The sequence below is a fragment of the Pseudomonas aylmerensis genome (assembly GCF_001702265.1).
Taxonomy (GTDB): Bacteria; Pseudomonadota; Gammaproteobacteria; order Pseudomonadales; family Pseudomonadaceae; genus Aquipseudomonas; species Aquipseudomonas aylmerensis.
The window spans coordinates 152,820-176,857 of record NZ_MAUE01000002.1 but is presented as its reverse complement, the minus strand read 5'-3'; the positions used below and the strand labels follow the sequence as shown (position 1 = coordinate 176,857).

Annotated in this window: 24 protein-coding genes and 1 pseudogene; 19 read left to right on the top strand and 6 right to left on the bottom strand. The window is 60.9% G+C overall.

Annotation, left to right across the window (positions count from 1 at the left end):
• Positions 1–32: 32 nt before the first annotated feature.
• Genes rfbB through BBG20_RS01560 form a run of 7 tightly spaced genes read left to right on the top strand, consistent with a single transcriptional unit; the run spans position 33 to position 7,104 of the window.
• Positions 33–1,115 carry a dTDP-glucose 4,6-dehydratase gene (rfbB, locus tag BBG20_RS01590; RefSeq protein WP_065899626.1) on the top strand — a complete coding sequence of 361 codons (1,083 nt, stop codon included), beginning with the start codon at positions 33–35 and terminating at the stop codon, positions 1,113–1,115.
• Positions 1,112–1,987 carry a glucose-1-phosphate thymidylyltransferase RfbA gene (gene rfbA, locus BBG20_RS01585; protein ID WP_065899625.1) on the top strand — a complete coding sequence of 292 codons (876 nt, stop codon included), beginning with the start codon at positions 1,112–1,114 and terminating at the stop codon, positions 1,985–1,987. The genes rfbB and rfbA overlap by 4 nt, the downstream gene beginning before the upstream one ends.
• Positions 1,984–2,529, top strand: coding sequence for a dTDP-4-dehydrorhamnose 3,5-epimerase (gene rfbC, locus BBG20_RS01580; RefSeq protein ID WP_065899624.1), 546 nt, complete (start codon positions 1,984–1,986; stop codon positions 2,527–2,529). Before rfbA ends, rfbC begins: the two co-directional genes overlap by 4 nt.
• Positions 2,526–3,395, top strand: a complete 870-nt coding sequence (rfbD, locus tag BBG20_RS01575; RefSeq protein ID WP_065899623.1) for a dTDP-4-dehydrorhamnose reductase — start codon at positions 2,526–2,528, stop codon at positions 3,393–3,395. The genes rfbC and rfbD overlap by 4 nt, the downstream gene beginning before the upstream one ends.
• Before the next feature lie 36 nt (positions 3,396–3,431).
• The gene (locus BBG20_RS01570; RefSeq protein ID WP_065899622.1) at positions 3,432–5,240 is read left to right on the top strand and encodes a sensor histidine kinase; all 1,809 of its coding nucleotides are present in this window, start codon (positions 3,432–3,434) and stop codon (positions 5,238–5,240) included.
• Complete coding sequence (locus BBG20_RS01565; protein WP_065899621.1) at positions 5,237–6,622, top strand: sigma-54-dependent transcriptional regulator; 1,386 nt, start codon at positions 5,237–5,239, stop codon at positions 6,620–6,622. Before BBG20_RS01570 ends, BBG20_RS01565 begins: the two co-directional genes overlap by 4 nt.
• 26 nt (positions 6,623–6,648) lie before the next feature.
• The gene (locus BBG20_RS01560) at positions 6,649–7,104 is read left to right on the top strand and encodes a YiiD C-terminal domain-containing protein (protein WP_065899620.1); all 456 of its coding nucleotides are present in this window, start codon (positions 6,649–6,651) and stop codon (positions 7,102–7,104) included.
• Positions 7,105–7,636: 532 nt separating this feature from the next.
• Here BBG20_RS01560 and cysQ read toward each other — a convergent pair.
• Both cysQ and nudE read right to left on the bottom strand, forming a co-directional pair.
• The gene (gene cysQ, locus BBG20_RS01555) at positions 7,637–8,473 is read right to left on the bottom strand and encodes a 3'(2'),5'-bisphosphate nucleotidase CysQ (RefSeq protein ID WP_065899619.1); all 837 of its coding nucleotides are present in this window, start codon (positions 8,471–8,473) and stop codon (positions 7,637–7,639) included.
• Positions 8,470–9,036: an ADP compounds hydrolase NudE gene (nudE, locus tag BBG20_RS01550; protein WP_065899618.1), complete on the bottom strand. Its 567-nt coding sequence runs from the start codon at positions 9,034–9,036 to the stop codon at positions 8,470–8,472. The genes cysQ and nudE overlap by 4 nt, the downstream gene beginning before the upstream one ends.
• A gap of 87 nt (positions 9,037–9,123) precedes the next feature.
• On the opposite strand from nudE, the gene yrfG reads away from it, so the two are divergent.
• Positions 9,124–9,786, top strand: a complete 663-nt coding sequence (gene yrfG, locus BBG20_RS01545; RefSeq protein ID WP_065899617.1) for a GMP/IMP nucleotidase — start codon at positions 9,124–9,126, stop codon at positions 9,784–9,786.
• A gap of 108 nt (positions 9,787–9,894) precedes the next feature.
• Here yrfG and lysM read toward each other — a convergent pair whose 3' ends face one another.
• Positions 9,895–10,335, bottom strand: a complete 441-nt coding sequence (gene lysM, locus BBG20_RS01540) for a peptidoglycan-binding protein LysM (protein WP_065899616.1) — start codon at positions 10,333–10,335, stop codon at positions 9,895–9,897.
• 132 nt (positions 10,336–10,467) lie between these two features.
• Here lysM and BBG20_RS01535 point away from each other — a divergent pair, with 132 nt between their 5' ends.
• The 4 genes from BBG20_RS01535 (at position 10,468) to BBG20_RS01520 (ending at position 15,619) form a co-directional block, all read left to right on the top strand.
• Positions 10,468–11,355, top strand: coding sequence for a LysR family transcriptional regulator (locus tag BBG20_RS01535; protein ID WP_065899615.1), 888 nt, complete (start codon positions 10,468–10,470; stop codon positions 11,353–11,355).
• Positions 11,356–11,452: 97 nt separating this feature from the next.
• Positions 11,453–12,292 (top strand): formate dehydrogenase accessory sulfurtransferase FdhD, encoded by an 840-nt coding sequence (gene fdhD, locus BBG20_RS01530; RefSeq protein ID WP_065899614.1) that lies wholly within the window; start codon positions 11,453–11,455, stop codon positions 12,290–12,292.
• Entirely contained in the window at positions 12,289–14,637 is a 2,349-nt protein-coding gene (locus BBG20_RS01525; protein WP_065899613.1) for an FdhF/YdeP family oxidoreductase, read from the top strand. The genes fdhD and BBG20_RS01525 overlap by 4 nt, the downstream gene beginning before the upstream one ends.
• A 502-nt stretch (positions 14,638–15,139) precedes the next feature.
• Positions 15,140–15,619 (top strand): glycine zipper domain-containing protein, encoded by a 480-nt coding sequence (locus tag BBG20_RS01520; RefSeq protein WP_065899612.1) that lies wholly within the window; start codon positions 15,140–15,142, stop codon positions 15,617–15,619.
• A gap of 122 nt (positions 15,620–15,741) precedes the next feature.
• Here BBG20_RS01520 and BBG20_RS01515 read toward each other — a convergent pair whose 3' ends face one another.
• The 3 genes from BBG20_RS01515 to BBG20_RS01505 form a co-directional block, all read right to left on the bottom strand.
• The gene (locus BBG20_RS01515) at positions 15,742–16,173 is read right to left on the bottom strand and encodes an acyl-CoA thioesterase (protein WP_065899611.1); all 432 of its coding nucleotides are present in this window, start codon (positions 16,171–16,173) and stop codon (positions 15,742–15,744) included.
• Positions 16,174–16,197: 24 nt separating this feature from the next.
• Positions 16,198–18,135: a RecQ family ATP-dependent DNA helicase gene (locus tag BBG20_RS01510; RefSeq protein ID WP_065899610.1), complete on the bottom strand. Its 1,938-nt coding sequence runs from the start codon at positions 18,133–18,135 to the stop codon at positions 16,198–16,200.
• 281 nt (positions 18,136–18,416) lie between these two features.
• Positions 18,417–19,592: a tetratricopeptide repeat protein gene (locus tag BBG20_RS01505; protein ID WP_065899609.1), complete on the bottom strand. Its 1,176-nt coding sequence runs from the start codon at positions 19,590–19,592 to the stop codon at positions 18,417–18,419.
• Between the two features lie 175 nt (positions 19,593–19,767).
• Between BBG20_RS01505 and BBG20_RS32240 the strand changes: the two genes are divergently transcribed.
• From BBG20_RS32240 to BBG20_RS01480, 7 genes and pseudogenes are all read left to right on the top strand, one after another.
• A complete protein-coding gene (locus BBG20_RS32240; RefSeq protein ID WP_106805439.1) occupies positions 19,768–19,938 on the top strand; it encodes a YhfG family protein in 171 nt (56 codons plus the stop codon).
• Positions 19,938–20,537: a putative adenosine monophosphate-protein transferase Fic gene (locus BBG20_RS01500; RefSeq protein ID WP_065899608.1), complete on the top strand. Its 600-nt coding sequence runs from the start codon at positions 19,938–19,940 to the stop codon at positions 20,535–20,537. The genes BBG20_RS32240 and BBG20_RS01500 overlap by 1 nt, the downstream gene beginning before the upstream one ends.
• A 229-nt stretch (positions 20,538–20,766) precedes the next feature.
• Positions 20,767–21,011: pseudogene (locus tag BBG20_RS33375) on the top strand (hypothetical protein); the annotation flags it as partial.
• A 244-nt stretch (positions 21,012–21,255) separates the two neighbouring features.
• Positions 21,256–21,738: a hypothetical protein gene (locus BBG20_RS01495; RefSeq protein WP_065899607.1), complete on the top strand. Its 483-nt coding sequence runs from the start codon at positions 21,256–21,258 to the stop codon at positions 21,736–21,738.
• Positions 21,739–21,742: 4 nt separating this feature from the next.
• On the top strand, positions 21,743–22,387 hold the full coding sequence (locus BBG20_RS31520; RefSeq protein ID WP_083221308.1) for a DUF1493 family protein: 645 nt from the start codon (positions 21,743–21,745) through the stop codon (positions 22,385–22,387).
• 269 nt (positions 22,388–22,656) lie between these two features.
• A complete protein-coding gene (locus BBG20_RS01485) occupies positions 22,657–23,013 on the top strand; it encodes a DUF1493 family protein (RefSeq protein ID WP_065899606.1) in 357 nt (118 codons plus the stop codon).
• A gap of 173 nt (positions 23,014–23,186) precedes the next feature.
• Entirely contained in the window at positions 23,187–24,038 is an 852-nt protein-coding gene (locus tag BBG20_RS01480; protein WP_065899917.1) for an EamA family transporter, read from the top strand.

The window sequence follows — 24,038 nt, the reverse complement described above, 5'->3', positions numbered from 1 at the left end:
TAATCGTTCGTCTAAGGAAAAGGGCCCCCGACATGCGCATTCTCATTACCGGTGGCGCCGGTTTTATCGGTTCTGCTTTGGTACGTCACCTGATTCAGCACACCGAGCACGAAGTGCTCAACCTGGACAAACTCACCTACGCCGGCAACCTGGAGTCGCTGACCAGTATCGCCGCCAACAGCCGCTATGAGTTCGTCCAGGCCGACATCATCGACCAGGCCACCGTCAGCGCCGTATTGGCGCGCTTTGAGCCCCAGGCAATCATGCACTTGGCCGCCGAGTCGCATGTCGACCGTTCGATTGACGGTCCATCGGACTTTATCCAGACCAACATCGTCGGCACCTACAGCCTGCTGGAGGCCGCCCGGGGCTACTGGCAAACACTCGAGGCCGCAGACAAAAGCGCGTTTCGCTTCCACCACATTTCCACTGACGAAGTGTACGGCGACCTGCATGGCGTGGACGACCTGTTCACCGAAACCACCCCCTATGCGCCGAGTTCGCCTTACTCCGCCAGTAAAGCGGCCTCCGACCACCTGGTGCGAGCCTGGCAGCGCACCTACGGCCTGCCGGTACTGCTGACCAACTGCTCGAACAATTACGGCCCGTTCCATTTTCCCGAGAAATTGATCCCGCTGGTGATCCTCAACGCGCTCGCGGGCAAGCCATTGCCGGTCTATGGTGATGGTTTGCAGGTGCGCGACTGGCTGTTCGTCGAAGACCACGCGCGGGCGCTGCTCAAGGTGGTCACCGAAGGCGCCGTCGGCGAGACCTACAACATCGGCGGGCACAACGAGCAGCAGAACATCAGCGTGGTTCGCAGCATCTGCGCCCTGTTGGAAGAGCTGGCGCCGCAGCACCCGGACGGCGTCGAGCACTACGCCGACCTGATCACATTCGTAAAGGACCGCCCAGGGCACGATCAACGCTACGCCATTGATGCCAGCAAGATCGAACGCGAATTGGGCTGGGTGCCTTTGGAAACCTTTGAAACCGGTCTACGCAAAACCGTGCAGTGGTACCTGGATAATCTGGAATGGTGCCGCAGGGTCCAGGACGGCAGTTATCAGGGTCAACGATTGGGCAACACCGACATGAGGGATCTGATCGCATGATGAAAGGAATCGTATTGGCCGGCGGCTCCGGCACGCGCCTGCACCCCATCACCCTGGGTGTGTCCAAGCAATTGCTACCGGTGTATGACAAGCCGATGATCTATTACCCGATCTCGGTGCTGATGCTTGCAGGGATCAAGGAAATCCTGGTGATTTCCACCCCGGCGGACCTGCCGCAGTACCGCAATCTGCTGGGTGACGGCAGCCAGTTCGGCGTGACATTCAGCTACGCCGAACAGCCGACCCCGGATGGCCTGGCGCAAGCCTTCCTGATTGGCGAGCAGTTCATAGGCAGCGACCCGGTGTGCTTGATCCTGGGTGACAACATTTTCCATGGTCAGCGCTTCAGCGAGCAGCTGCACGCGGCCGTCAAACGCGGCAAGGGCGCCACGGTGTTCGGCTATTGGGTCAAAGACCCGGAGCGCTTTGGCGTGATCGACTTCGACAGCGAAGGCCGTGCCCTGTCCATCGAAGAAAAGCCGGCGGTACCGAAATCCAGTTACGCGGTGACCGGCCTGTATTTCTACGATAACGATGTGGTCAATATCGCCAAGGCGGTGAAGCCCTCGGCTCGCGGCGAATTGGAGATCACCGACGTCAACAACGCCTACCTGCACCGGGGTGACTTGCAAGTGGAACGTTTCGGCCGAGGCTTCGCCTGGCTCGACACGGGCACCCACGACAGCCTGCTCGACGCCTCGCAGTACGTGCAGACCATCGAGCGCCGCCAGGGCCTGAAAGTCGCCTGCCTCGAAGAGATTGCCTACGGCAACGGCTGGATCGATCGCGACCACCTGCTCGAACGCGCCAAATACTTTGGCAAGACCGGCTACGGCCAATACCTTTACTCACTGGCCGGAGACAACCAGTGAACGTCATTGAAACCTCATTGCCAGGCGTGCTGATCATCGAACCCAAAGTGTTCGGTGATGAGCGCGGTTTTTTCTACGAAAGCTTCAACGCCCGGGCTTTCGAACACGCCACCGGGCTGCAGCGCAACTTTGTCCAGGACAACCATTCACGCTCACAAAAAGGCGTGCTGCGCGGCCTGCACTATCAACTCGAACACACCCAGGGCAAGCTGGTGCGCGTGACCGCCGGTGAAGTATTGGACGTGGCCGTCGACATTCGCCGCAGCTCGCCGAACTTCGGCCAGTGGGTGGGGGTTCGGTTGTCGGCGCAGAACAATCGCCAGCTGTGGATACCGGAAGGCTTCGCCCATGGGTTTGTGGTACTCAGCGATTACGCCGAATTTCTGTACAAGACCACCGACTATTACCAGCCGAGCGCCGAGCGCAGCATCCTGTGGAATGACCCGGCGCTGGCCATCGACTGGGAACTCACTGCACCGCCGCAACTGTCTGCCAAGGACCAGGCAGGCAAACGACTGATGGAAGCCGACCTGTTCCCATGAAAATCCTCATCACCGGCCAACACGGCCAAGTCTCCCTGGCGCTGCAACAGCGGCTGCAGGATCTCGGCGAACTCATCGTGCTGGGCCGCGATCAGCTCGACCTGGCTGACGTCGACCAGATCCGCCAGCAGGTCCGTGCCCAGCGCCCCGACCTGATCATCAATGCCGCGGCCCACACTGCGGTCGATCAAGCCGAAAGCGAAGCAGACGTCGCCTTCGCCATCAACGCGATTGCCCCCGGCGTCCTCGCCGAGGAAGCCGAGGCCTTGGGCATCCCGTTGATCCACTACTCCACCGACTACGTGTTTGACGGCAACAAACCCGCGCCCTACACCGAAGCCGACACACCGAACCCCCTGGGCGTCTACGGCCAGAGCAAGCTGGCGGGTGAGCAGGCGATTGCCGCCGTGGGGGGTGAGTACCTGATCCTGCGCACCAGTTGGGTCTACTCCAACCACGGCAAGAATTTCCTGCTGACCATGCAACGCCTGCTGCAGGAAAAACCGCACCTGCGTATCGTCGCCGACCAGATCGGTGCGCCGACCTGGGCCGGCACGATCGCCAACAGCACCCGTGCCTTGATCGATCGCTGGCAGGCCGGCAAGGCCGGTGAGTGGGGTGTCTACCACCTGACCGCCCAGGGCGAGACCTCTTGGTTCGGCTTCGCCGCGGCGATCGCCGAGCAGCTGCGCGCCGGCGGCACAGCCTGTGCCGAGCTGGAGGCGATTCCCTCCAGCGCCTACCCGACGCCCGCCAAGCGCCCGCTGAACTCACGCCTGGATTGCAGTCGCCTGCAGCAACAATGGCAGGTCAGCCAGCCACAGTGGCAAGACGCATTGCGCGAGTGTCTTGCAAGGCAGCACTAGGCATAATGCGCCTGTACCCACAGGCGCACGACTCCCATGAACCCACCCCTTCCGCGAAGACCCCGCTGGCGCAGCCTCGCCCTGTTGGCGTTGTGCCTGGCGCCGCTGCTGTGGCCGCTGGAGCACTTGGCCGAGCGCTATTACCGCAGTGAACTGGCCGGGCAGAACCGCCAGACCCTCGACCTGTACGTGGCCAACCTGCTGGGCACGCTGCATCGCTATGAAGTGCTGCCGCAGATTCTCGGTGACTTGCCGGCCCTGCGCACGGCCCTGGATGCGCCGCAGGTGAGCACCAACCTGGTCAACGCCAACCTGTTGCTCAAGGACGTCGCGGCCCAGGCCGGGGTGGAAGTGATGTACCTGATGGACACCACCGGCAAGACCCTCGCCGCGTCCAACTGGGACAAACAAGACAGTTTCGTCGGCCGCAATTTCTCTTTCCGCCCCTACTTCAGCGAAGCCATGGCCGGGCGCCTGGGCCGCTTCTTCGGCCTGGGCACCACCTCGGCCAAACGCGGTTACTTTTTCGCCGCCGCCGTACGCGATGGCACCACCATCATCGGCGTGCTGGTGGTCAAGGTCGACCTGGACCACACCGAGAGCCTGTGGGGCAATACCCCGGAACAACTGCTGGTCACCGACCACAATGGCGTGGTGATCCTGACCTCGCGCCCGCAATGGCGCTTCCGTGCCACTCGGCCACTGACCGCCGAAGAACGCCAGGCCATCATCGCCATCCAGCCCTACCCGACTCGCGACCCGCAGCCATTGGCACTGAGCTCCACGGCGTGGCTGCGCCAATCCACAGCCATCGCCGAGACCGGCTGGAACGTGGAGATCCTGGCGCCGCGCTCGCTGATCAACCGCCCGGTGCGCACAGTGGTTGCGGTGGGGGGCGCCACGCTGCTGGTGTTGATGCTGCTGCTCGGCCTGATGATGCAGCGCCGCCGCCACTATCTGGACCGCATTGCCTTCGAAGCCAAGGCCCGTCGTGAGCTGGAAATGCGCGTGGTCGAGCGGACCAGCGACCTCGAAGGCCTCAACCGCCGCTTGAAGCAGGAAGTGCTCGAACGCGAACACGCCCAGCAGGAACTGGTGCGCGCCCAGGATGACCTGGTGCAGGCCGGCAAACTGTCGGCTTTGGGCACCATGTCGGCGAGCATCAGCCACGAACTCAATCAGCCCCTGGCGGCGATCCGCAGCTACGCGGAAAACGCCGAGATCCTGCTCGACCACGAGCGCACCAGTGATGCGCGGGGCAACCTCAAGCTGATCAGCGAACTGACCGGGCGCATGGCCTCGATCATCGCGCACCTGCGCGCCTTTGCCCGCCGCGACCGCCATGCGCCGGAAAGCGTGGCGCTGCAGCCGGCGCTGGACGACGCGCTGGCCTTGCTGGCCAAGCGGCGGCGGTCGATGGAAGTCGAGTTGATCCGCGATTTGCCGGAAGCGACCCTGTGGGTGCAGGCCGGCGAAACCCGCTTGCGCCAGGTACTGGGCAACCTGCTGGCCAATGCCCTCGACGCCCTCACCGAAAAAGGCCCGCCGCGCAAGCTCTGGCTGAGTGCCCAAACCACCGAACAGGGCGTCAACCTGTACATTCGCGACAACGGCCCGGGCTTTTGCATGGAAGCCCTGGGCCGCGCCAGCGAGCCGTTCTACACCACCAAGACGCGCACTCAAGGCCTGGGGCTGGGGCTGGCAATCTGTGACACCCTGATGCGTGCCTTTGGCGGCGAGCTGCTGTTCGCCAACCACAAGGAAGGCGGCGCGCTGTTAACCTTGAAATTGCGTGCCGGCTCGCCGGGCGTCAGTCTGCAACCGTCCGAGGACCGCAGTGTATGAGTATCGATAACCAGATTCAGGTGGTGTTGATCGACGACGATCCACACTTGCGTCAGGCCCTGTGCCAGACCCTGGACCTGGCCGGGCTGAAAGTCCTGACGCTCGGCGAAGCCACCGGCCTTACCGCACGCCTGTCCCGCGATTGGCCAGGCGTGGTGGTCAGCGACATCCGCATGCCCGGCATGGATGGCCTGGAGCTGCTGGCCGAACTGCACGGCCAGGACGCGGAGCTGCCGGTATTGCTGATCACCGGCCACGGCGACGTGCCGCTGGCAGTGCAGGCCATGCGCGCCGGCGCCTATGACTTCCTGGAAAAACCCTTCGCCAGCGACGCCCTGCTCGACAGCGTGCGCCGCGCCCTGGCCCTGCGCCGCCTGGTGCTGGACAACCGCAGCCTGCGCCTGGCCCTGAGTGATCGCCAGCAATTGAGCACGCGGCTGGTCGGCCACTCCCCGCAAATGCTGCGCCTGCGCGAGCAGATCGGTGCATTGGCGGCGACCAAGGCCGATGTGCTGATCCTCGGTGAAACCGGCGCCGGCAAGGAAGTGGTCGCGCGCGCCTTGCATGACTTGTCGAGCCGTCGCAGCGGGCCGTTTGTGGCGATCAACGCCGGCGCCCTGGCTGAGTCGGTGGTCGAAAGCGAGCTGTTCGGCCATGAACCGGGCGCCTTTACCGGCGCGCAGAAGCGGCGTATCGGCAAGTTCGAATTCGCCAACGGCGGCACGCTGTTCCTCGACGAAATCGAAAGCATGAGCCTGGATGTACAGGTCAAGCTGCTGCGCCTGTTGCAGGAGCGTGTGGTCGAGCGCCTGGGCGGCAATCAGCTGATTCCACTGGATATCCGCATCATCGCCGCCACCAAGGAAGACCTGCGCCAGTCCGCCGACCAGGGCCGCTTCCGGGCCGACTTGTACTACCGCCTCAACGTCGCGCCGTTGCGCATCCCGCCGCTGCGTGAGCGCGGCGAAGATGCGCTGATGCTGTTCCAGCACTTTGCCGACGAAGCCAGCAGCCGCCACGGCCTGCCGCTGCACGAGCTGCAACCGGGCCAACGCGCGCTGCTGCTGCGCCACAGCTGGCCGGGCAATGTCCGCGAACTGCAGAACGCTGCCGAGCGCTTTGCCCTGGGCCTGGAGCTGGCGCTGGACAACACGCCGGACAATCCGGCGGCCGGTGTACTGACCTCCACTCCTGGAGGCTTGAGCGAGCAAGTCGAACAGTTCGAGAAGAGCCTGATCGCAGCCGAACTCACACGCCCCCATAGCTCCCTGCGCAGCCTCGCCGAAGCCCTGGGTGTGCCGCGCAAGACCCTGCACGACAAGCTGCGTAAACACGGCCTGAACTTCGCCGACAGCGGCAACCACAGTACCGACGACGAATGACCCCGCCCACCCATCAAGAGGCACCCATGAGCCGCGACAGCCGTTACCTGGAATCCATCCTTCACCACGACATTCCCCTCACCCGGGAAATGGGCCTCAAGGTGCTCGACTGGCAACACGGCCAATTGCAGCTGCACCTGCCCTTGCAGGCCAATATCAACCACAAGAGCACCATGTTCGGCGGCAGCCTGTATTGCGGCGCGGTGTTGGCGGGTTGGGGTTGGCTGCACCTGCAGCTGCGCGAGGAAGGCATTGAAGACGGGCATATCGTGATCCAGGAAGGGCAGATCAGCTATCCGATGCCGGTGACGCAGGATGCGACGGTGATGTGCGCAGCGCCGGAAGAGAAGGTGTGGAAGCGCTTTGTCGCCACCTATAAGCGTTATGGCCGAGCGCGTTTGACCCTGGAGACATGGATTGTGAATGAGGGCAGCGAGGCGCGCGCGGTGGCGTTTACTGGCCAGTACGTCCTGCACCGCTAAAAGCATCAGCGTGGAAGCGGCTAGCCTGCATCCCGCGCCCGACACAGTTCCCATGTGGGAGCGGGCATGCTCGCGAAAGCGGTGGATCAGCCAACATGTTCGGTGACTGGCATACCGCCTTCGCGGGCAAGCCCGCTCCCACATTGGGGGATACGTCGTCCGCTCTTGCGGTGCAACGCGGCAATTCCAACCGCACAGCCAAACGCGAAGCTTCACACCGATCAAAAATGTGGGAGCGGGCTTGCCCGCGAAGGCGGTGGATCAGCCAACATTTTCGGTGACTGGCATACCGCTTTCGCGGGCAAGCCCGCTCCCACATTGGGGGATGCGTCGTCCGCTCTTGCGGTGCACCCCGGCAATTCCAACCGCGCGGCCAAACGCGAAGCTTCACACCGATCAAAAATGTGGGAGCGGGCTTGCCCGCGAAGGCGGTGGATCAGAACCGGCTAAGCTGGCTGATCCACCGCCAGCGCCTCCAAGGTGGCGCCGTTCGAATGTGGGAGCCAGCTCCCACATTGAATCCCCGACCGACTCAGGAACGCGCCAGGGTGAGCAGTCGGTCCCGCCAGGCGGCCTTGGCTGGCAATGCCAGGAAGAATGGGTTCAACAATGAGGCCCGCGCCGGGTAGCTGAACGGCTCGCCGCTCAACTCCAGTACCTCGCCGCCCGCCCCTTCGAGCACGCCCTGGGCGGCCGCGGTATCCCACTGCGACGTTGGCGCCAGGCGCGGATAGCAATCGGCGCTGCCCTCGGCCAACAGGCAGAACTTCAATGAGCTGCCGATATTGGCCAGCTTCAAGGCGCCCAAGCCTTCGCTCAAGCCGTCCAGCAAACGCTCCTGCTCGGGGCTGGTATGCCGACGGCTGGCCACGACGGTGAAGGACTCGCCCACGGCCGGCGACTCGCGCACTTGGATCTGCTTGGGGGCTTCGTTGACATCCGAGCGCCACGCACCGAGGCCCGCGCCACCAAAGTAGCAACGGCCACTGGTAGGCATGGACACTACGCCAAACACCACGCGGCCCTGTTCGATCAACGCCACGTTGACGGTAAATTCCTCGCTGCCGGCGATAAACTCCTTGGTGCCATCCAACGGATCCACCAGCCACCAGCGCTGCCAACCAGCGCGCACGCTCTGGTCAATATCGGCGTCCTCTTCGGACAGCACCGGAATGCTCGGGTCCAAGGCCGTGAGGCCGGCGAGGATCAGGTGATGGGCGGCCAGGTCTGCCGCCGTCACCGGCGAATCATCGGCCTTGGACGTCACCGCCACATCCGCGCGCCAATACGGCAGGATCACTTCACCCGCCTGGCGAGCCAGCTCAATCACTGGGGCGATAAACGGGTGGCCTAAAAACAGTTCGCTCATGCGATAAACGCTCCACGCTGAATCAACAAATCTCGTACCAGATACAGCGCGGCCAGGGCGCGGCCTTCGCTGAATTGCTCGTTCTGCGCCAGTTGCGACAGCTCGTGCAGGTTGACCCTGTCCACGCGCATTGGTTCGGGCTCATCGCCCTCCAGGCGTTCTTCGTAGAGATCAGTGGCCAGCACCACCTGGATCTTCTGGCTCATATAGCCAGGCGACAGCGACAGCTCGGTCAGATGCTCCAGCTGACGTGCACCGTAGCCCGCTTCTTCCTTGAGCTCGCGGTCCGCCGCCGCCAGCACATCCTCACCGGGCTCGATCAAGCCCTTGGGCAACGACAATTCATACTCGTCCGTGCCGCCGCAGTACTCTTCCACCAGCAACGCGTGCTCGTCGTCGATCATCGCCACGATCATCACCGCGCCGTAACCGGCGCCGCGGCCTACCAGGCGCTCGTAGGTCCGTTCAACGCCATTGGAAAAGCGCAATTGCACTTCCTCCACGCGGAACAAACGGCTACTGGCGACTATTTCGCGGGCGAGGACGGTGGGTTTCTGGCGCATAAGCGGCTCCTTGGCGTGATCGGGTTACTATACCGTGGCTTTTCCGATTGTCTGTGTCGGATATCTTTACTTACATGAGACCACTCCATGCCCTCTCTGCCCTGGCACGCCATCGACACCGTCCTGCTGGACATGGACGGCACGCTGCTCGACCTGCATTTCGACAACCACTTCTGGATGGAACACCTGCCCCAGCGTTACGCCGAGCTGCACGGGGTGAGCCGGGCCATGGCCGAGATGGAATTGCAGCCGCTGTTCGAGCGTAACGCCGGACAGTTGCAATGGTATTGCCTGGATTTCTGGAGCACCGAGCTGAATATTCCGGTGCGCGAGCTCAAGCTGGAAACCGCCCACCTGATCGCCCTGCGCCCGGATGCCGACACGTTCCTGGCGGCGATCAAACAGGCCGGCAAGCGGGTGATCCTGATCACCAATGCTCATCGTGACTCGCTGTCGTTGAAGCTGGAACGCATTGAACTGGCGCCGTATTTCGAGCGATTGATCAGCTCCCACGACTACGGCTTCGCCAAGGAAAACCCGCAGTTCTGGGACGCCCTGCAAGCCGACATTGCCTTCGACCCGGCGCGCAGCCTGTTTATCGACGACACCTTGCCGATCCTGCGCAGTGCCCGCACGTTTGGCGTGGGGCATTTACTGGCGGTGAAGGAGCCGGATAGCCAGAAGGGGCCGAAGGACACGGCTGAATTTGCAGCAGTCGGTGATTACCGCGATCTCATTGTCGGACTCTGAACCATGTGGGAGGGGGCTTACCCCCGATAGCAGTGGATCAGTCACCTTGATATCGACTGACACTCCGCTATCGGGGGCAAGCCCCCTCCCACATTTTTACGTTGTGTATTACTCAGGAATACGCAGCGTCTGCCCTGGGTAGATTTTGTCCGGATGCGACAACAGCGGCTTGTTGGCCTCGAAAATCTTGTTGTACTGGTTGGCGTTGCCATACACCGCCAGGGAAATCGCGCTGAGGGTGTCGCCTTTTTTCACCACGACGAAACGGGCCGCCGCCACGGCAGGACCGGAAACTGTAATCTGGTCCTCGACGCTGGCAACACCGGCGATATTGCCCGCTGCCAGGATGATTTTTTCTTTCTCCTCCTGCGTCGCTACCTCGCCGGAAATCGTGACCTTGTCACCCTCGACGGTAGCGTGAACGTTAGGGTTACCCAACCCGACATCCTCGATATGCTTTTTCAAATCTTCACCAGCGTTGGCATTGCCTGGTGTCAGCAGCTTGACCAGCTTCTCGCCGGCCTCCTTAACAAAGCTAAAAAGACTCATGGTGCGCTCTCCTTGGTAGTTGATGTCCAGATGCTCAAGACTAGACCAGTCCGACGGATTTGGGTTCCGGCCCGGCCACAGACCCAAACGCGCTAGAATCCCCCCGCCATTGGAATAAGCCCTGGAGCGAAGATGGACATCAAGCAACTCAAATTCCTCATCGCCCTCGACGAGACCCGTCACTTCGGCCAGGCGGCCGCGCGCTGCCACATCACGCAGCCGACCTTGTCGATGCGCCTGCGCAGCCTGGAAGAAGAGCTGGATTTGCCACTGGTCAATCGCGGCCAGCGCTTCGAAGGCTTTACCGCGCCTGGCGAACGCGTGCTGGCGTGGGCACGTACGGTGCTGGCGGCCTACGACGGCTTGCAGGCCGAAGCCGCGGCCTGTCGCGGCAACCTCGTCGGTACGTTGCGCCTGGGTGTGGTGCCGCTGTCGAGCTTCGACCCCCTGGCCTTGATGCAACAATTGCACAAGGAGCACCCGAGCCTGCGCTTCGAACTCTCGGCGCTCAGTTCCGAACAGATCCTCGAACAGCTGGCGAGCAATCGCCTGGACCTTGGCGTGTCGTACCTGGAGCGCCTCGACACCGAGCGCTTCGACTCCTTTGCCCTCGGTGAAACCCGCATGGGCCTGCTCTACGACCAGCGCTATTTCAGCTTCGGCGACACGCCGTTGAGCTGGGAGGCCCTGACCGAGCTGCCCCTGGGCATGCTCACCAGTGGCATGCATTTTCGTCAGTCCATCGACCATAACTTCCACAGCCGAAACCTGAACCCGCAGCCGCTGCTGCAGACTGACGCCGTCCACCAATTGTTACAAGCTGTGCACGGCGGCCTGTGTTGCGCCGTAATGCCACTGGACGGCGGCCTGGACGCACTCACCGAGCATCTACGCCTGCAACCGATCGAAGACGCTCACACCCTGGCACGCCTGGGGCTGATCATGCGCCGCAGCGCGCCGCGTTCAGCGCTGGCGGAAGCGTGTTTCGCGCTGTATCAGAAATCGCAAACAACGCCTTGATCGACGTCATCTATCGGTAGATCAGTACTGGCAATTAGACGCGACGCTTTGTCGCGCCTAGTCTAAACACTGATCAATCCGTCGGTGGTACAGCCCCATGAACGCCAAGCGCCCAGTCTGCGCGGCGCCCGCTCCTGAAACACCCGCGCCCGCCGCCAGCCAGAGCTATCAGTTTTGCAACCTCGAACACACTGAAGTCGCCCGCACAGCGCTGGCGGAAGAAGTGGCGTTGGCGATTGCCTATAACGACATCAGCCAGGCGGTCATGCTGGTCACGCCGACGGATTTGGAAGACTTTATTGTCGGATTCAGTATCGGCAGCGGCATTATCGCCGACGTTAGCGACATTTATGACCTGAAACTCAGCGGTTCGGGTTCAGCCCAATACGCGCAGGTGCAAATCTCCAGCCGCGCCTTCTGGAACCTCAAGCAGCAGCGCCGCCAATTGGCCGGCACCAGCGGCTGCGGCCTGTGCGGCGTAGAAGCGGTAGAACAGGCACTGCCAGACCTGCAAGTGCTGCCAGGCGCGCCCTTGCCGCCTGCCGAATGGCTCGACGGCCTGCGCCAGCGCATCAGTGCGTTCCAGCCGCTGGGCCAATACAGCGGCGCCGTGCACGCGGCAGTGTTCATGAACAACCAAGGCGAACTGCTGATGGGCCGCGAGGACATCGGCCGGCATAACGCCCTCGACAAGTTGATCGGCGCACTGATCCGCCAAAAGATTCCGACTGACGGTGGACTGGCGATTGTCACCAGCCGTTGCAGTCTCGAACTGATCCAGAAAGTCCTGCGCGCGGGCATCCAGACCCTCGTCAGCTTGTCATCGCCCACCGGCCTCGCCCTGCAATGGGCGCGCCGGCACAACCTCAATCTCATCCACCTGCCGCAGAAAAGCGCGCCGCGGGTCTATAGCCCTGCGATGGAGTACCAGCCATGAGCAATCATCACCAAGCCGACCAAACCCCGACCCCGCGCTACAAGCCTTACAAAGGCCCGGCTGGCGGCTGGGGTGCATTGATCAGCGTGGCGCAGGCGTGGCTGACCAGCGACAACGCGCTGAAAAACATCCGCATGATGCTCAAGACCAACCAGAACGGTGGCTTCGACTGCCCGGGCTGCGCCTGGGGCGACTCGCCGGAAAGCGGTATGGTCAAGTTCTGCGAAAACGGCGCCAAGGCGGTGAACTGGGAAGCCACCAAGCGCCGCGTCGACGCTGCATTCTTCGCCAAGCACAGCGTGACTGCGCTGCTGGAGCAGAGCGACTACTGGCTGGAATATCAAGGCCGCCTGACCGAGCCGGTGAGCTATGACGCCGAGACCGACCGCTACAAGCCCATCAGTTGGGAGGCGGCATTCGACCTGATCGGCAAGCATCTCAATGCGCTGCCCAGCCCGGACATGGCCGAGTTCTACACCTCGGGCCGCGCCAGCAACGAAGCGGCGTATTTGTACCAGCTGTTCGTGCGCGCCTACGGCACCAACAACTTCCCGGATTGCTCCAACATGTGCCATGAGGCCAGCGGCGTAGCCCTGGCGCAAAGTGTGGGCGTCGGCAAAGGCACCGTGACCTTTGACGACTTCGAACACGCCGATGCGATTTTCGTCTGGGGCCAGAACCCCGGCACCAACCACCCGCGCATGCTTGAACCGCTGCGCGAAGCGGTTAAGCGCGGCGCCCAGGTGGTGTGTATCAACCCACTCAAAGAGCGCGGCCTGGAACGCTTCCAGCACCCGCAACACCCGCTGGAAATGCTCACCAACGGTGACAAGCCGACCAACACCGCCTACTTCCGCCCGGCGCTGGGGGGCGACATGGCCATCCTGCGCGGCATGGCCAAGTTCCTGCTGCTGTGGGAACGCCAGGCCCAGGCCGAAGGCAAGGAAGCGGTGTTCGATCACGACTTCCTCAACGAACACACGGCCAACGTGCTCGACTACCTGGGCCAGATCGACGACACCTCCTGGGATGAAATCGTCGCGCAGTCCGGCCTGACGCTGGTCGAGATCGAGCAAGCGGCGCGCATGTACGCCAAGGGCAAGAACGTGATCATGTGCTGGGCGATGGGCATCACCCAACATCGCCACTCAGTCCCGACCATCCAGGAAATCGCCAACCTGATGCTGCTGCGCGGCAACATTGGCCGCCCTGGCGCCGGCCTGTGCCCGGTACGTGGACACAGCAACGTGCAGGGCGACCGCACCATGGGCATCAACGAACGCCCACCGGTGGCATTCCTCGATTCCCTGGAGCGCCGCTTCCAGTTCCAGGTGCCGCGCACCAACGGCCACAACGTGGTGGAAGCGATTCACGCGATGCTCGAAGGTCGCTCCAAGGTGTTTATCGGCCTGGGCGGTAACTTCGCCCAAGCCACGCCGGACAGCCCGCGCACCTTCGAGGCCCTGCGCAATTGCGACCTGACCGTGCAGATCAGCACCAAGCTCAACCGCAGCCACCTGACCCACGGTAAAGACGCACTGATCCTGCCGTGCCTGGGCCGCACCGACATCGACATCCAGGCCGAAGGCCCTCAGGCGGTGACGGTGGAAGACTCGTTCAGCATGGTCCACGACTCCAACGGCCAGTTGCAGCCGCTGTCGAAGCTGATGAAGTCGGAACCGGCCATCCTCGCCGGTATCGCCGCCGCGACGCTGGGCAGCAAACCGGTAGACTGGAATTGGCTGGTGGCGGACTACAGCCGTATTCGCGACCTGATCGCCGACACCATCCCGGGCTTCAAGGATTTCAACGAACGCCTGAAACACCCGGGTGGTTTCTACCTGGGCAACTCCGCCGGTGCACGCCGCTGGAACACGCCGTCGGGCCGCGCCAACTTCCGCCCGAATATCCTGCCCAAAGACCTGATCCACGAACGCACCCACGCCACAGGCCGCGTGCCGGACCTGATCATGCAGTCGATGCGCTCCCACGATCAGTACAACACCACCATTTATGGCCTGGACGATCGCTATCGCGGGGTGAAGGGCCAGCGTGACGTGTTGTTCGTCAATGAAGCCGACATCATCCGCCTGGGCTTCAAGCCGGGGCAGAAGGCCGACATCGTGTCGCTGTGGGAAGACGGCCGCGAGCGCCGCGTGAAAGGCTTCACCCTGCTGGCGTTCGATATCCCCGCCGGGCAGGCAGCGGCCTACTATCCAGAAGTGAACCCACTGGTGCCGCTGGAAAGCACCGGCGATGGCAGCCACACGCCAACCTCGAAATTCGTGGCGATTTGCCTGGAAGCGGCGAGCGACAGTGGCTTGATCATGGCCCGCTCGGCCTGACACACGGCGCAAGCCCGCGTGCTGTGACAGGACACCATGCTGTGTCCTGCCGGCTTGTTGCTGTGTCCAGCTGACCTGTTGCTGTCTCTAGCGGCCTCGTCACTGTGGCGAGCGAGCTTATTATTGTGGCGAGCGGGCTTGTTATTGTGGCGAGCGGGCTTGCCCCGCGTTGGGCTGCGCAGCAGCCCCAATAACAGCAGCGCACAGTTCCAGTCAGCCCCCAATCACCTGGTTTCGGGACCGCTTCACAACCCAACACGGGACAAGCCCGCCCACCCCATTACAAAGCACTCTAGAGCCCAAATCGCGGGCACAAAAAAGGCCGCTTTTGCATAAAAGCGGCCGTTCCGAAGTAACTAGAGACTCGCAAAAATTACTTAAGTTCCCCATACAAAACAGCAACTTAGCAAATTGTATACAACCCATACCACTGGTCGGTTTTCGATTGTCAGTGCCTCGATACAACCTCAGGATCGCGCCGTCATCCTCTTGAGGTCTCTCTATGAAGTTCTCCTCGATTCTCTTGTTGTCCCTTGGCCTGGTCAGTGGCGCAGCCATGGCCGGTGGCACCACCGAAGCCGGTGTGGGCGGCGCATTGGGCGGGGTACTCGGTTCAGTTGTAGGCCAGCAGATCGGCGGTAACACCGGTTCGGCCATCGGCGCAGCCCTCGGCGGCGCGGGCGGCAGTGCGGTCGGTGCCGACAAACGCAGCCGTGGCGAAGCCGCCATTGGCGGCGCCCTGGGCGCAGCCGGCGGTAACGTCGTGGGCCGCAGCATGGGCGGCAACACCGGCAGCCTGATCGGCGCAGCCGCCGGCGGTGGCGCAGGTGGCGCACTGGGTAACTACATGGGCAACAAGAGCGATGATGACGATCGTCGCTCCCGTGGGCGTGATAACCGTCGTTATGACCGTGATGACCATCGCGGCCGTGGCCATGCGTACGGGCATCGCAAGAACAAGCATCACTACCGTCATCGGTAATTCAGCGACCTGAAGGACTCACCAGTCCACTGCGGGAGCTGGCTTGCCTGCGATAGCGTTGGACCAGGCTGACCGCCTGGCACCCAACCATCACGGGCAAGCCGGCGACGACATAAACGGCGTCACACCACCAACCGCTGCAGCGCCTCGCGCAGCGTCCCCGGAATGGCCACCGGCTGGTTCGTCCCGCGATCGACAAACACATGCACAAAGCGCCCCGCTGCGCAGGCGTCTTCTTCGCCAGCCTTGAACACCGCCAACTCGTACTGCACTGAGCTGTTGCCCAACTTGCCCACGCGCAGGCCAATGTCGATACGGTCCGGAAAGGCAATCGAGGCAAAGTAATCGCACGCCGAACTCACCACAAACCCCACGACCTCACCCTCATGAATATCCAACCCGCCCTGCTCGATCAGGTAGGTATTCACCGCGGTGTCGAAGAAGCTGTAGTAGGTCACGTTGTTCACATGGCCATACACATCGTTGTCGTGCCAGCGCGTGATGATCGGCTGGAAGTGACGGTAATCAGCGCGTTGTGGCATTGACTCAGGCATGGGCAGGTCTCACTGAAAGTGGATTTACAAGTCATTCAGATGGGCTTGGGCCCACTCACGCACATCGGCGTAGGGGTAGTCCTCCAGCGCAGCAAAACCGGGAATACCCCGCGCCTTCAGCTTGGTAAACAGCGGCACGCTGATGCCCCCCAGGAACCGCGTCAGCCGCTCGGCGCCGGGCAGTTGGCCGGTATGTTCATGATGCCTGTGGATAAAGTCACCGCACAGGCCCATGAAGTTTTTATCCACAAGCGGCGGCAGGCTGGGCGGTGGTGGCAGATGTGCCACGTCACCGTGGCAGACCGAACAATGTCCGCAACGCTGGGGCGCTTGTTCATCCCCGAAATACTGCGCCAGGCGCTGGCCGAGGCACTGTTCAGTAGCGAACAGATCAAGCATGGCGTGAATCCGCGCCACCTCTCCCACCTCGTGCTGCTTGAAGCCTGTGTATAACTCGGCGCTCAGCGCCTGTGGGTCAAAATCGATATTGAGCAGGCTGTAGACCTCGGTCATCTGCTTGCTTTCCAGCTCGATCAGACCTTGTTCCTGGAAGTAATCCAGCGCCTTCACCACCCGATTGCGCTCGGCATTGTGCTGTTGATAAAGCGCGTCAAAATCCACGGTAGCCCAGGTTTTCGCGCGCTTGCACACCTGGACAATCGCCGCGACAAACTGCTGCCGCTCGCCGGAAAATCGTGCGAGCAACGCCTCCGGTTCAATCAGGTACTTGAAGCGGTACTCGGCATAAAACGCATAGCGCGGCGCGATCACGCCCCTGAGCTCCAATTGCACCAGCAGGGTCTTCAGGGGCAGCTCGCGGATATTGCTGTGGTCCGACAATGAGCGCAGCAGGAACTCCCATTGCCCCTCACTGCGCGCGGCCTGCAACTCCTCCAGTACACGGCGAATACCGTCCTGCTCGGGGGTATCGCCGTACACGAAGTTCTCCAGCACGTTGAGGCTGTCGCGGTTAGCCAGCACCAGGCAGTCGGAGGGCTGCCCATCACGCCCGGCACGACCGATTTCCTGGCTGTAGTTCTCGATGGATTTGGGCAGGTCGAAGTGCACCACATTGCGGATATCACTCTTGTCGATGCCCATGCCAAACGCGATGGTGGCGACAATGCAATTGGAGCGCCCACTCATGAATCGCTGCTGGATACCTTCGCGTTTATCGTTGGGTAAACCGGCGTGGTACGCCTCGGCCTGGATGCCATTGCGATTCAGATGCTCGGCGATCTGCTCGGCGGTTTTCTGCAAGGTCACGTAGACGATGCTCGGCTGATCGGCGCGCTCGGCCATCCACTGCACCAGCCGCCGACGCTTGTCGGCGCCGGCTACCGGCTCAACCAGCAGGTTGAGGTTGGGCCGGTAGAAGCCCGTGGTGACCACATCCTGCGGCGCGATGGCGAACTTGGCCTGCATGTCGGCAATCACCTTGGGCGTGGCCGTCGCGGTCAGCAGCAGCGCCTGTGGGATATTGAACTGACGCTGGTAGTCCGGCAGCTTGAGGTAGTCCGGACGGAAGTTATGGCCCCACTCGGAAATACAGTGCGCTTCATCCACCACCAGCAGCGAGATCTGCACGCTCTGCAGGAAGTTGCGAAAGCGCTCGTTCTTCAGGCGCTCCACGGAAATCATCAGGATTTTCAACTCGCCCGAACGCGCGCGTGCCATCACATCATTGGCGTCATCGCGGCTTTGCGCCGAGTCGATGCTGCCCGCGCAAATACCGTGGCGCTGCAGGAAACCCAGTTGGTCCTGCATCAACGCCAACAACGGCGACACTACCAGCGTCAGGTGCGGCAGCAATACCGCAGGCAGCTGGTAACACAGGGACTTGCCCGACCCGGTAGGGAAAATGGCTGCGGCCGAACGGCCGGCCAGTACGGCGCTGACCGTTTGTTCCTGGCCTAAACGAAACTGTGGATAACCAAAGACCTGCTGGAGGGTGTCGTGCATTCGCTGTCACTCCATTGACCGCTGAGTTGGCTCAAAAACATAGCCCGAAAATTTCAGCGAATCGAGAAAGGTCGCATGGAAAAAAGAGACAGGATGATACACAGACTGAGGGATGGCCCAGGGCCGAAGTGGGATTTTTCGCGGGGTTTTGTAAGAACATCACAAACCAAAAGTGGGAGTTAGCTTGCCCGCGAAGACGGTGTGTCAGTCGATAGAGCACTGACTGATAAACCGCCTTCGCGAGCAAGCCCGCTCATTTTTAGCGCTGTATTACGTCTGAATCAGCGGTTCTGCACGCGCTCGATCGCAGTGTCGTACACCGGGTTGGCCTTCTGCTCCTTGGCCAACTGGTAGTGACGCAACGCATCCGGGAACTGCCCCGCCGCTTCGTAGATCCGCGCGATGTTGTAGTAAGCACCGGCACGCACGGTGGCGGCATTCGCGCCGGTCGCCAGGGCGATGGCCTTGCGGTTGGCCCAGATCGACTCGGCGGTGTTGCCAGCCTTCTGATACGCCAGGCCCAGGTTGCCGTAGGCCTTGCCGAAGCCGTTGTCCAATTCGATAGCCTGGCGGAACAGGTCAATCGCCTGGTCCAGCTTGCCAGCCTGGTAGGCTGCTTCACCTTGCACGTTCAGACGTTTCGCATCGGTCTGTGCGGAAGAGCTGACAGCCACCGCCGTGACCGCCACGCTGTCATCCAGCAGGGGTTTGACTTCATTGAGCACGCTCGCGGCATTCACTGTGACACCGCTGAAGGTGTTGATGTCCTGGAAGTCGCCGCTGCCGGTCATGCGGAAGACTGTCCACAGGTTGCCACTGCGGTTTTGCGGCACGTAGTAAGTGCGCACCAGCGATTGACCCATGTACACGAACACCTTGGCTTCGCTGTTGGACAACTGGCGCGAACCTGGATTGCCGCGGTTGGTGAAGTCATGCACAGCGTAGACGTAACTTTCGCCGTAGTGCTTTTTCTTCAGGGTGATGGTTTCCGGGCCATAACTGTCGACGTCATCCACGTCCAGCTCGGCGTCGGTGCCCGTCTTGTTCTCGAAGTAAATATTGTTGCCCGGGAAGATCATGTGGGAGTCGAGGTCTTCCGGGTTTTTGCCCCAGGTCAGCACGACGCGCAGGCCGTCGAGGTTTTCCATCACGGGGCTAATGGCGTAGGTCATGCCTGCGCATGGGCACTTCACCACCAGGTTGGAGTAGCCGGGCTTCTTGATGATCAGCAGGTTGCTGGCATCGTCAGCGGCTTCGCTGGTCAGCGTCACCTGGCCCTGGGCGTTGGTGCGGCCCACGACGTTCTGTGCGCCGTTGCGCTGCAACAGCACTTCGGCATCGGCGATTTTCTGGTCCTTGACCACCGCGCTGAGCACCTCGATCGGCAACTGCGCAGCCTGGATGGAAAAGGCCACTGCACACAAAGACATCGCCGAGGCGACACGAAGCAAACCCATGCTTAACTCCCTTTAAGTAGTGGGCGGAATTGCCCTACAAGATTTTGCGGTGAAACATACGCTGAATTCAGCCCGCCGGAGGATTTTTTCTACAGAATGTGACGTGGTTTATATCCCGCCTGGCGACGCAAGCATTGCGCTACAATCAAACCTTGCTACCCAGGAGTACGCTGCGATGAGCGAACTGACGTTTGAGCAAAAACAGGATCATTACCACAAGATCCGCCGTTCCAATTACTTGGCCAGCCTGCGTCTGGAAGGGTTTGACACCCAACCGACCGACGTCGACAAGCCCCTGCCGACCCGCGAGGCCGTGCTCGCCAAGTACCGCAATAATTCGCGCTGATGCTCGACAAATACGGGGTGGGCCAGGATCCTTACTGCTATCCCGGTAGCAGCGTCCTGCGCAACCGCCTCGATTTGCTCGACGAAGCCGAACTGCACCAGGCCGAGCGCGAACTGTCCGAAATCGCCGTAGGCAACCTCCCCCTCTTCCCCCCGCCCTACGACCTCGAACGCTTGCAACACATCCACCGCACGCTGTTCAGTGACCTCTACGAGTGGGCTGGCGAGCTGCGCAGCGTCAATCTCCAGAAAGGCGACACCCTGTTCTGCACCCCGGAACGCATTCCACCGGAGGCCGCGAAAATCATCCGGCATATGGAGGAAGCGAACTGGTTCGTCGGCGTGAGCCAGGCTGAGCTGGTGAGCAAGATCGCCGAGGCCTATGGCGACCTCAACGTTATCCACCCCTTCCGTGAGGGCAACGGCCGGGCGCAGCGGATTCTGTTTGAACAGATCATCGTGAATGCGGGATTTTCGGTGAATTGGTGGCTGGTGAAACACGCGGCGTGGGTACCGGCGAATATTGACGCAGTGGCGTGTGATTATCGGGGGCTGAAGGCGATTTTTGAGCGGTGTATCAATCGGCCTGGCAGTGCTTAAGCGAACCGCGCACACTTAAACTATCTGTTTATTGTCGAAAACCAACTCAGTTCTAAGGTTCGCGGTGTCGCCGCCAAATCAGCGACTGGGTTTGGTCACCCGAAAAACAGCACACATAAGTTTACTTACTATTCGAACGTCTTTCGTCTCGTATAGCAGTGCTATGGCGGTTGTGGGGGGACGCTTTCGGACGTGCCGGAGTGCTGTTTCCGGCTGGCCAACCCGCGCGCAGTCCGCCGCCCATCAACGCATTCGCGCTGCCACCGACTTGCTGGAAACCTTCTCCCGCCGGACATTCGAACACGCCGACCTCAACGGCATTTCCCACATCACCAATGTCCTGTAGCTGCTAGTCCAGGACGGCTGTGATTTGCTGGAAGCACGTAGCATGTTCAACTGCAACCTCAACAGCCATACACCTCAGCTGTAACCTTTTGTAGGAGCGAGCTTGCTGGCGAAGATCGTCAAAAGTAACGCGGTGTATCTGGAATTACGCGGCGTACCCGAGCTCTTCGCTAGCAAGTTCACTGCAACAACTGAACGTTCTAACAATGGAAAATCTCTGCCGAGCTAAAAATCTCGGAAAGCCCTGTAAGAAACCTCCAAATGTCGTGCCATCCCCTTCCGAAACTGCTTAAAACTCCTGCCCGCCCCCCTACAAAACTCACCTTTTTCTGACTGAAACTAACGCCCTTTCAACAGCTCCCGGCATATATCCGTGAATATCGAAAGGACTCAATACAATGGCCACTACGGCGTCACCTTCACGGTGCTGCGTCTTATCGTCTCGCCTTCCAATCACCTTGCAATGGCAAACCTCTGCTTGCTGGAAGCAGGTATTTCTGCAAACGAGGTGCGCCGAAGACTCGTAGATCTCTACAGAAAAATGCTCGCTCGCGATTTGCCTTGCAGGATGACTGTGGCCATCTCCAAACCGCTGACCCGGCAACAGGCTGAATTACTCAACATTCGTGGGGAGATCGTTGCAGGATTAATCAGCGGCGCCGTGTCAGCACCAATGAGCCTGGCATCGCCTGCGGCGGGGCTCGCCGCTGGAGCCGCTGCAGGCCTGACGATTAAAGGGATCATTCGTAGCTATCACGCTGGTGATGTGGTTATCGGCCTCGACGCACAGGTAAACGGCGGAATTGGTCCTCAGCGATCACTGTCGGCCATGGTCCGGCAATTCCAGGGTGGCTAATGCAATGAATGAATACATTCAGTGGATCAACCTGCTTCTCCTTCTCGTACTGGCTGGAATTGTCGACAGAACAATAAAGCGCCCCTTACTCAGAAGATGGCTTGGATTCTACTTCCTGGTAGCCGGCCCAGCGCTCCTGCTGTATGCCACCTCTTGGATCAGAGAGGCACAGCTTGAAAGCCTGCCGATAATCGCCTTCGTGACAGGCATCGGGTTATTGAGCACCCAAAATATATATTGCAGGGCTAAAACCCATCACCCTTTATTCATCGCCCCAACCTTGAACCTTGCGCCAGACTTCCCTGATGACCCGCTCATGCTCCATCTCCTGCAAATTTTGCATGAAGGCATTGGCCTGCCCAAACACAAAACCATCACCCTCGACACATCAGTCAACCATGACCTCGGGTGTAACAGTGCCGAAGGCAAGCAATTGATGGCACTACTGAAGCTTGAGTTCGGCATGAGGCTAGGGGACTACAACGACAAACGCTACTTCAAGCGTCGAGGCTTTGACGCGTATTTGCGATATGTGGAAAAAGGCAGCGAGGGAAAGCGCCCTTTAACCATTGGCATGCTCTACCACGCTGTTAAAGCCAAGTCCTGGGATACCCAGGCACTCGAGACGAAGGGGTATCAGAAACCGTGAATGTCTACCTGCAAGCAATGTGCTTCCTCGGTTTCTACCTGGTACTTCACTATCAAATTAACGACCGCACCCTCAGAAAGCGCTTCGCACTCACATTCCTCACAGCAGGCCTTCTTTTGACGCTCCTTCTACCCTATGTGCAAGTGATCCTCAGATTGCCCTTTCTACCTGTCTTCCTATTCTTGATAGGCTTGGCACTCTTTATCACCCGAAACACACACCGCTCCCAACGCAACCATTCCCCTCACCCATTCCTGCGTGCTCCCACCATGAACCTCGCGCCCAACTTCCCCGAAGATCCCGTCATGCGGCAACTCCTGCAACTGCTGCACGAGGAGATCGGACTGCCGAAACACAAGACCCTTCGCCTGCAGACCTCACTCAACTTCGACCTGGGCTGCGACGGCAGTGAGGCCAAGCAACTCATGGAAGCACTGGAGCAGGAATTTGCCCTCGACCTGGGCGACTACGACACTTATCGTTACTTCAACCCGCCGGTGTTTGATGTGTTTCTCAAGCGTCGGGCCAAGGGCCGTGGTGAGAAAGTGCCGCTGACCATCGGCATGCTCTACCTGGCCATCAAAACCAACAGCTGGGACACGCAGACCCTGGAAAACCTGAGCTAGTCCCAAGAGCACCGAACATCAAATGTGGGAGCGGGCTTGCTCGCGAATGCGCTGGGTCAGGTAGAGTATTTCTCACTGATACACCCCATTCGCGAGCAAGCCCATTCCCACATTTGGTTATGCGCTAACCTGGTGAACTGCCTACATACCAAGGACCTTACATGGACGTAATGATGGGCCTGCTGGCCGCCCTGCTCTGGGGCGGCACGGATTTTCTGGTGGGCCTCAATGCCCGCGCCGTGGGCGTTAAACGCGCGGTGTATTTCGGCCAGGCACTGGGCTTTTTGATCATGACCCTGCTGCTGGTCATCTTCCCCGCCTTGCTGCTCAAATCCCTGGATGCCTCATTGAGCGCCTGGCTGCTGGGCATTGCAGCCGCGCTGTTCACGGTCTCCGGCGCGCTTGCGTTGTCCAATGCCTTTGCGCTGGGCAAAGCCGCCATTGTGGCGCCGCTGGTGACGTCCTACGGCGTGGTCACCACCCTGCTGTCCTGGGCGACCGGTGAACACATCAGCCTGGTCCAACTCGGTTGCATCGGCCTGTGCGTGATCGGCGTAGTCCTCTCCAGCATCCACAAGGACAACGGCGTTCCTCACAACAGCTCTAACCACTCCATCGCCTACGCCATGCTGGCCGCAACGCTGTACGGCACCAGCTTCTGGCTGCAAGGCCGCTATACACTGCCTGCCTTGGGGCCGATCACCATGCTCTGGCTGGGCTATCTGGTCGGCCTCTGCGTTCTGGTGGTGATGGTGCTGAAGATCAAGGATGGCCTGAAGATTCCGCCGCTGAAAAACTGCGCGACATTGACCGGCGCGAGCTTGATGAACCTGGGCGGGTTCTCGGCATTTTCGTGGGGGGCGATGGCAGGGTCGGTATCTGTAGTGACGGTGATCAGTACATTGTCAGGTGGGATTGCGGCGATTCTGGGGTTCGTGTTTTTCAAGGAGCGGCTGTCAGCACTGCAGGTGCTCGGGGTTGTGCTGGTGCTGGTCGGCGCGGTGGTTTTGCATATCGCGCACTGA

Bases quoted from the DNA above. Each gene is read 5' to 3' on its own strand.
- rfbB (WP_065899626.1), top strand. From the start codon at position 33: ATGCGCATTCTCATTACCGGTGGCGCCGGTTTTATCGGTTCTGCTTTG.
- rfbA (WP_065899625.1), top strand. From the start codon at position 1,112: ATGATGAAAGGAATCGTATTGGCCGGCGGCTCCGGCACGCGCCTGCAC.
- rfbD (WP_065899623.1), top strand. From the start codon at position 2,526: ATGAAAATCCTCATCACCGGCCAACACGGCCAAGTCTCCCTGGCGCTG.
- BBG20_RS01570 (WP_065899622.1), top strand. From the start codon at position 3,432: ATGAACCCACCCCTTCCGCGAAGACCCCGCTGGCGCAGCCTCGCCCTG.
- BBG20_RS01565 (WP_065899621.1), top strand. From the start codon at position 5,237: ATGAGTATCGATAACCAGATTCAGGTGGTGTTGATCGACGACGATCCA.
- BBG20_RS01560 (WP_065899620.1), top strand. From the start codon at position 6,649: ATGAGCCGCGACAGCCGTTACCTGGAATCCATCCTTCACCACGACATT.
- cysQ (WP_065899619.1), bottom strand. From the start codon at position 8,473: ATGAGCGAACTGTTTTTAGGCCACCCGTTTATCGCCCCAGTGATTGAG.
- nudE (WP_065899618.1), bottom strand. From the start codon at position 9,036: ATGCGCCAGAAACCCACCGTCCTCGCCCGCGAAATAGTCGCCAGTAGC.
- yrfG (WP_065899617.1), top strand. From the start codon at position 9,124: ATGCCCTCTCTGCCCTGGCACGCCATCGACACCGTCCTGCTGGACATG.
- lysM (WP_065899616.1), bottom strand. From the start codon at position 10,335: ATGAGTCTTTTTAGCTTTGTTAAGGAGGCCGGCGAGAAGCTGGTCAAG.
- BBG20_RS01535 (WP_065899615.1), top strand. From the start codon at position 10,468: ATGGACATCAAGCAACTCAAATTCCTCATCGCCCTCGACGAGACCCGT.
- fdhD (WP_065899614.1), top strand. From the start codon at position 11,453: ATGAACGCCAAGCGCCCAGTCTGCGCGGCGCCCGCTCCTGAAACACCC.
- BBG20_RS01525 (WP_065899613.1), top strand. From the start codon at position 12,289: ATGAGCAATCATCACCAAGCCGACCAAACCCCGACCCCGCGCTACAAG.
- BBG20_RS01520 (WP_065899612.1), top strand. From the start codon at position 15,140: ATGAAGTTCTCCTCGATTCTCTTGTTGTCCCTTGGCCTGGTCAGTGGC.
- BBG20_RS01515 (WP_065899611.1), bottom strand. From the start codon at position 16,173: ATGCCTGAGTCAATGCCACAACGCGCTGATTACCGTCACTTCCAGCCG.
- BBG20_RS01510 (WP_065899610.1), bottom strand. From the start codon at position 18,135: ATGCACGACACCCTCCAGCAGGTCTTTGGTTATCCACAGTTTCGTTTA.
- BBG20_RS01505 (WP_065899609.1), bottom strand. From the start codon at position 19,592: ATGGGTTTGCTTCGTGTCGCCTCGGCGATGTCTTTGTGTGCAGTGGCC.
- BBG20_RS32240 (WP_106805439.1), top strand. From the start codon at position 19,768: ATGAGCGAACTGACGTTTGAGCAAAAACAGGATCATTACCACAAGATC.
- BBG20_RS01500 (WP_065899608.1), top strand. From the start codon at position 19,938: ATGCTCGACAAATACGGGGTGGGCCAGGATCCTTACTGCTATCCCGGT.
- BBG20_RS31520 (WP_083221308.1), top strand. From the start codon at position 21,743: ATGAATGAATACATTCAGTGGATCAACCTGCTTCTCCTTCTCGTACTG.
- BBG20_RS01485 (WP_065899606.1), top strand. From the start codon at position 22,657: ATGAACCTCGCGCCCAACTTCCCCGAAGATCCCGTCATGCGGCAACTC.
- BBG20_RS01480 (WP_065899917.1), top strand. From the start codon at position 23,187: ATGGGCCTGCTGGCCGCCCTGCTCTGGGGCGGCACGGATTTTCTGGTG.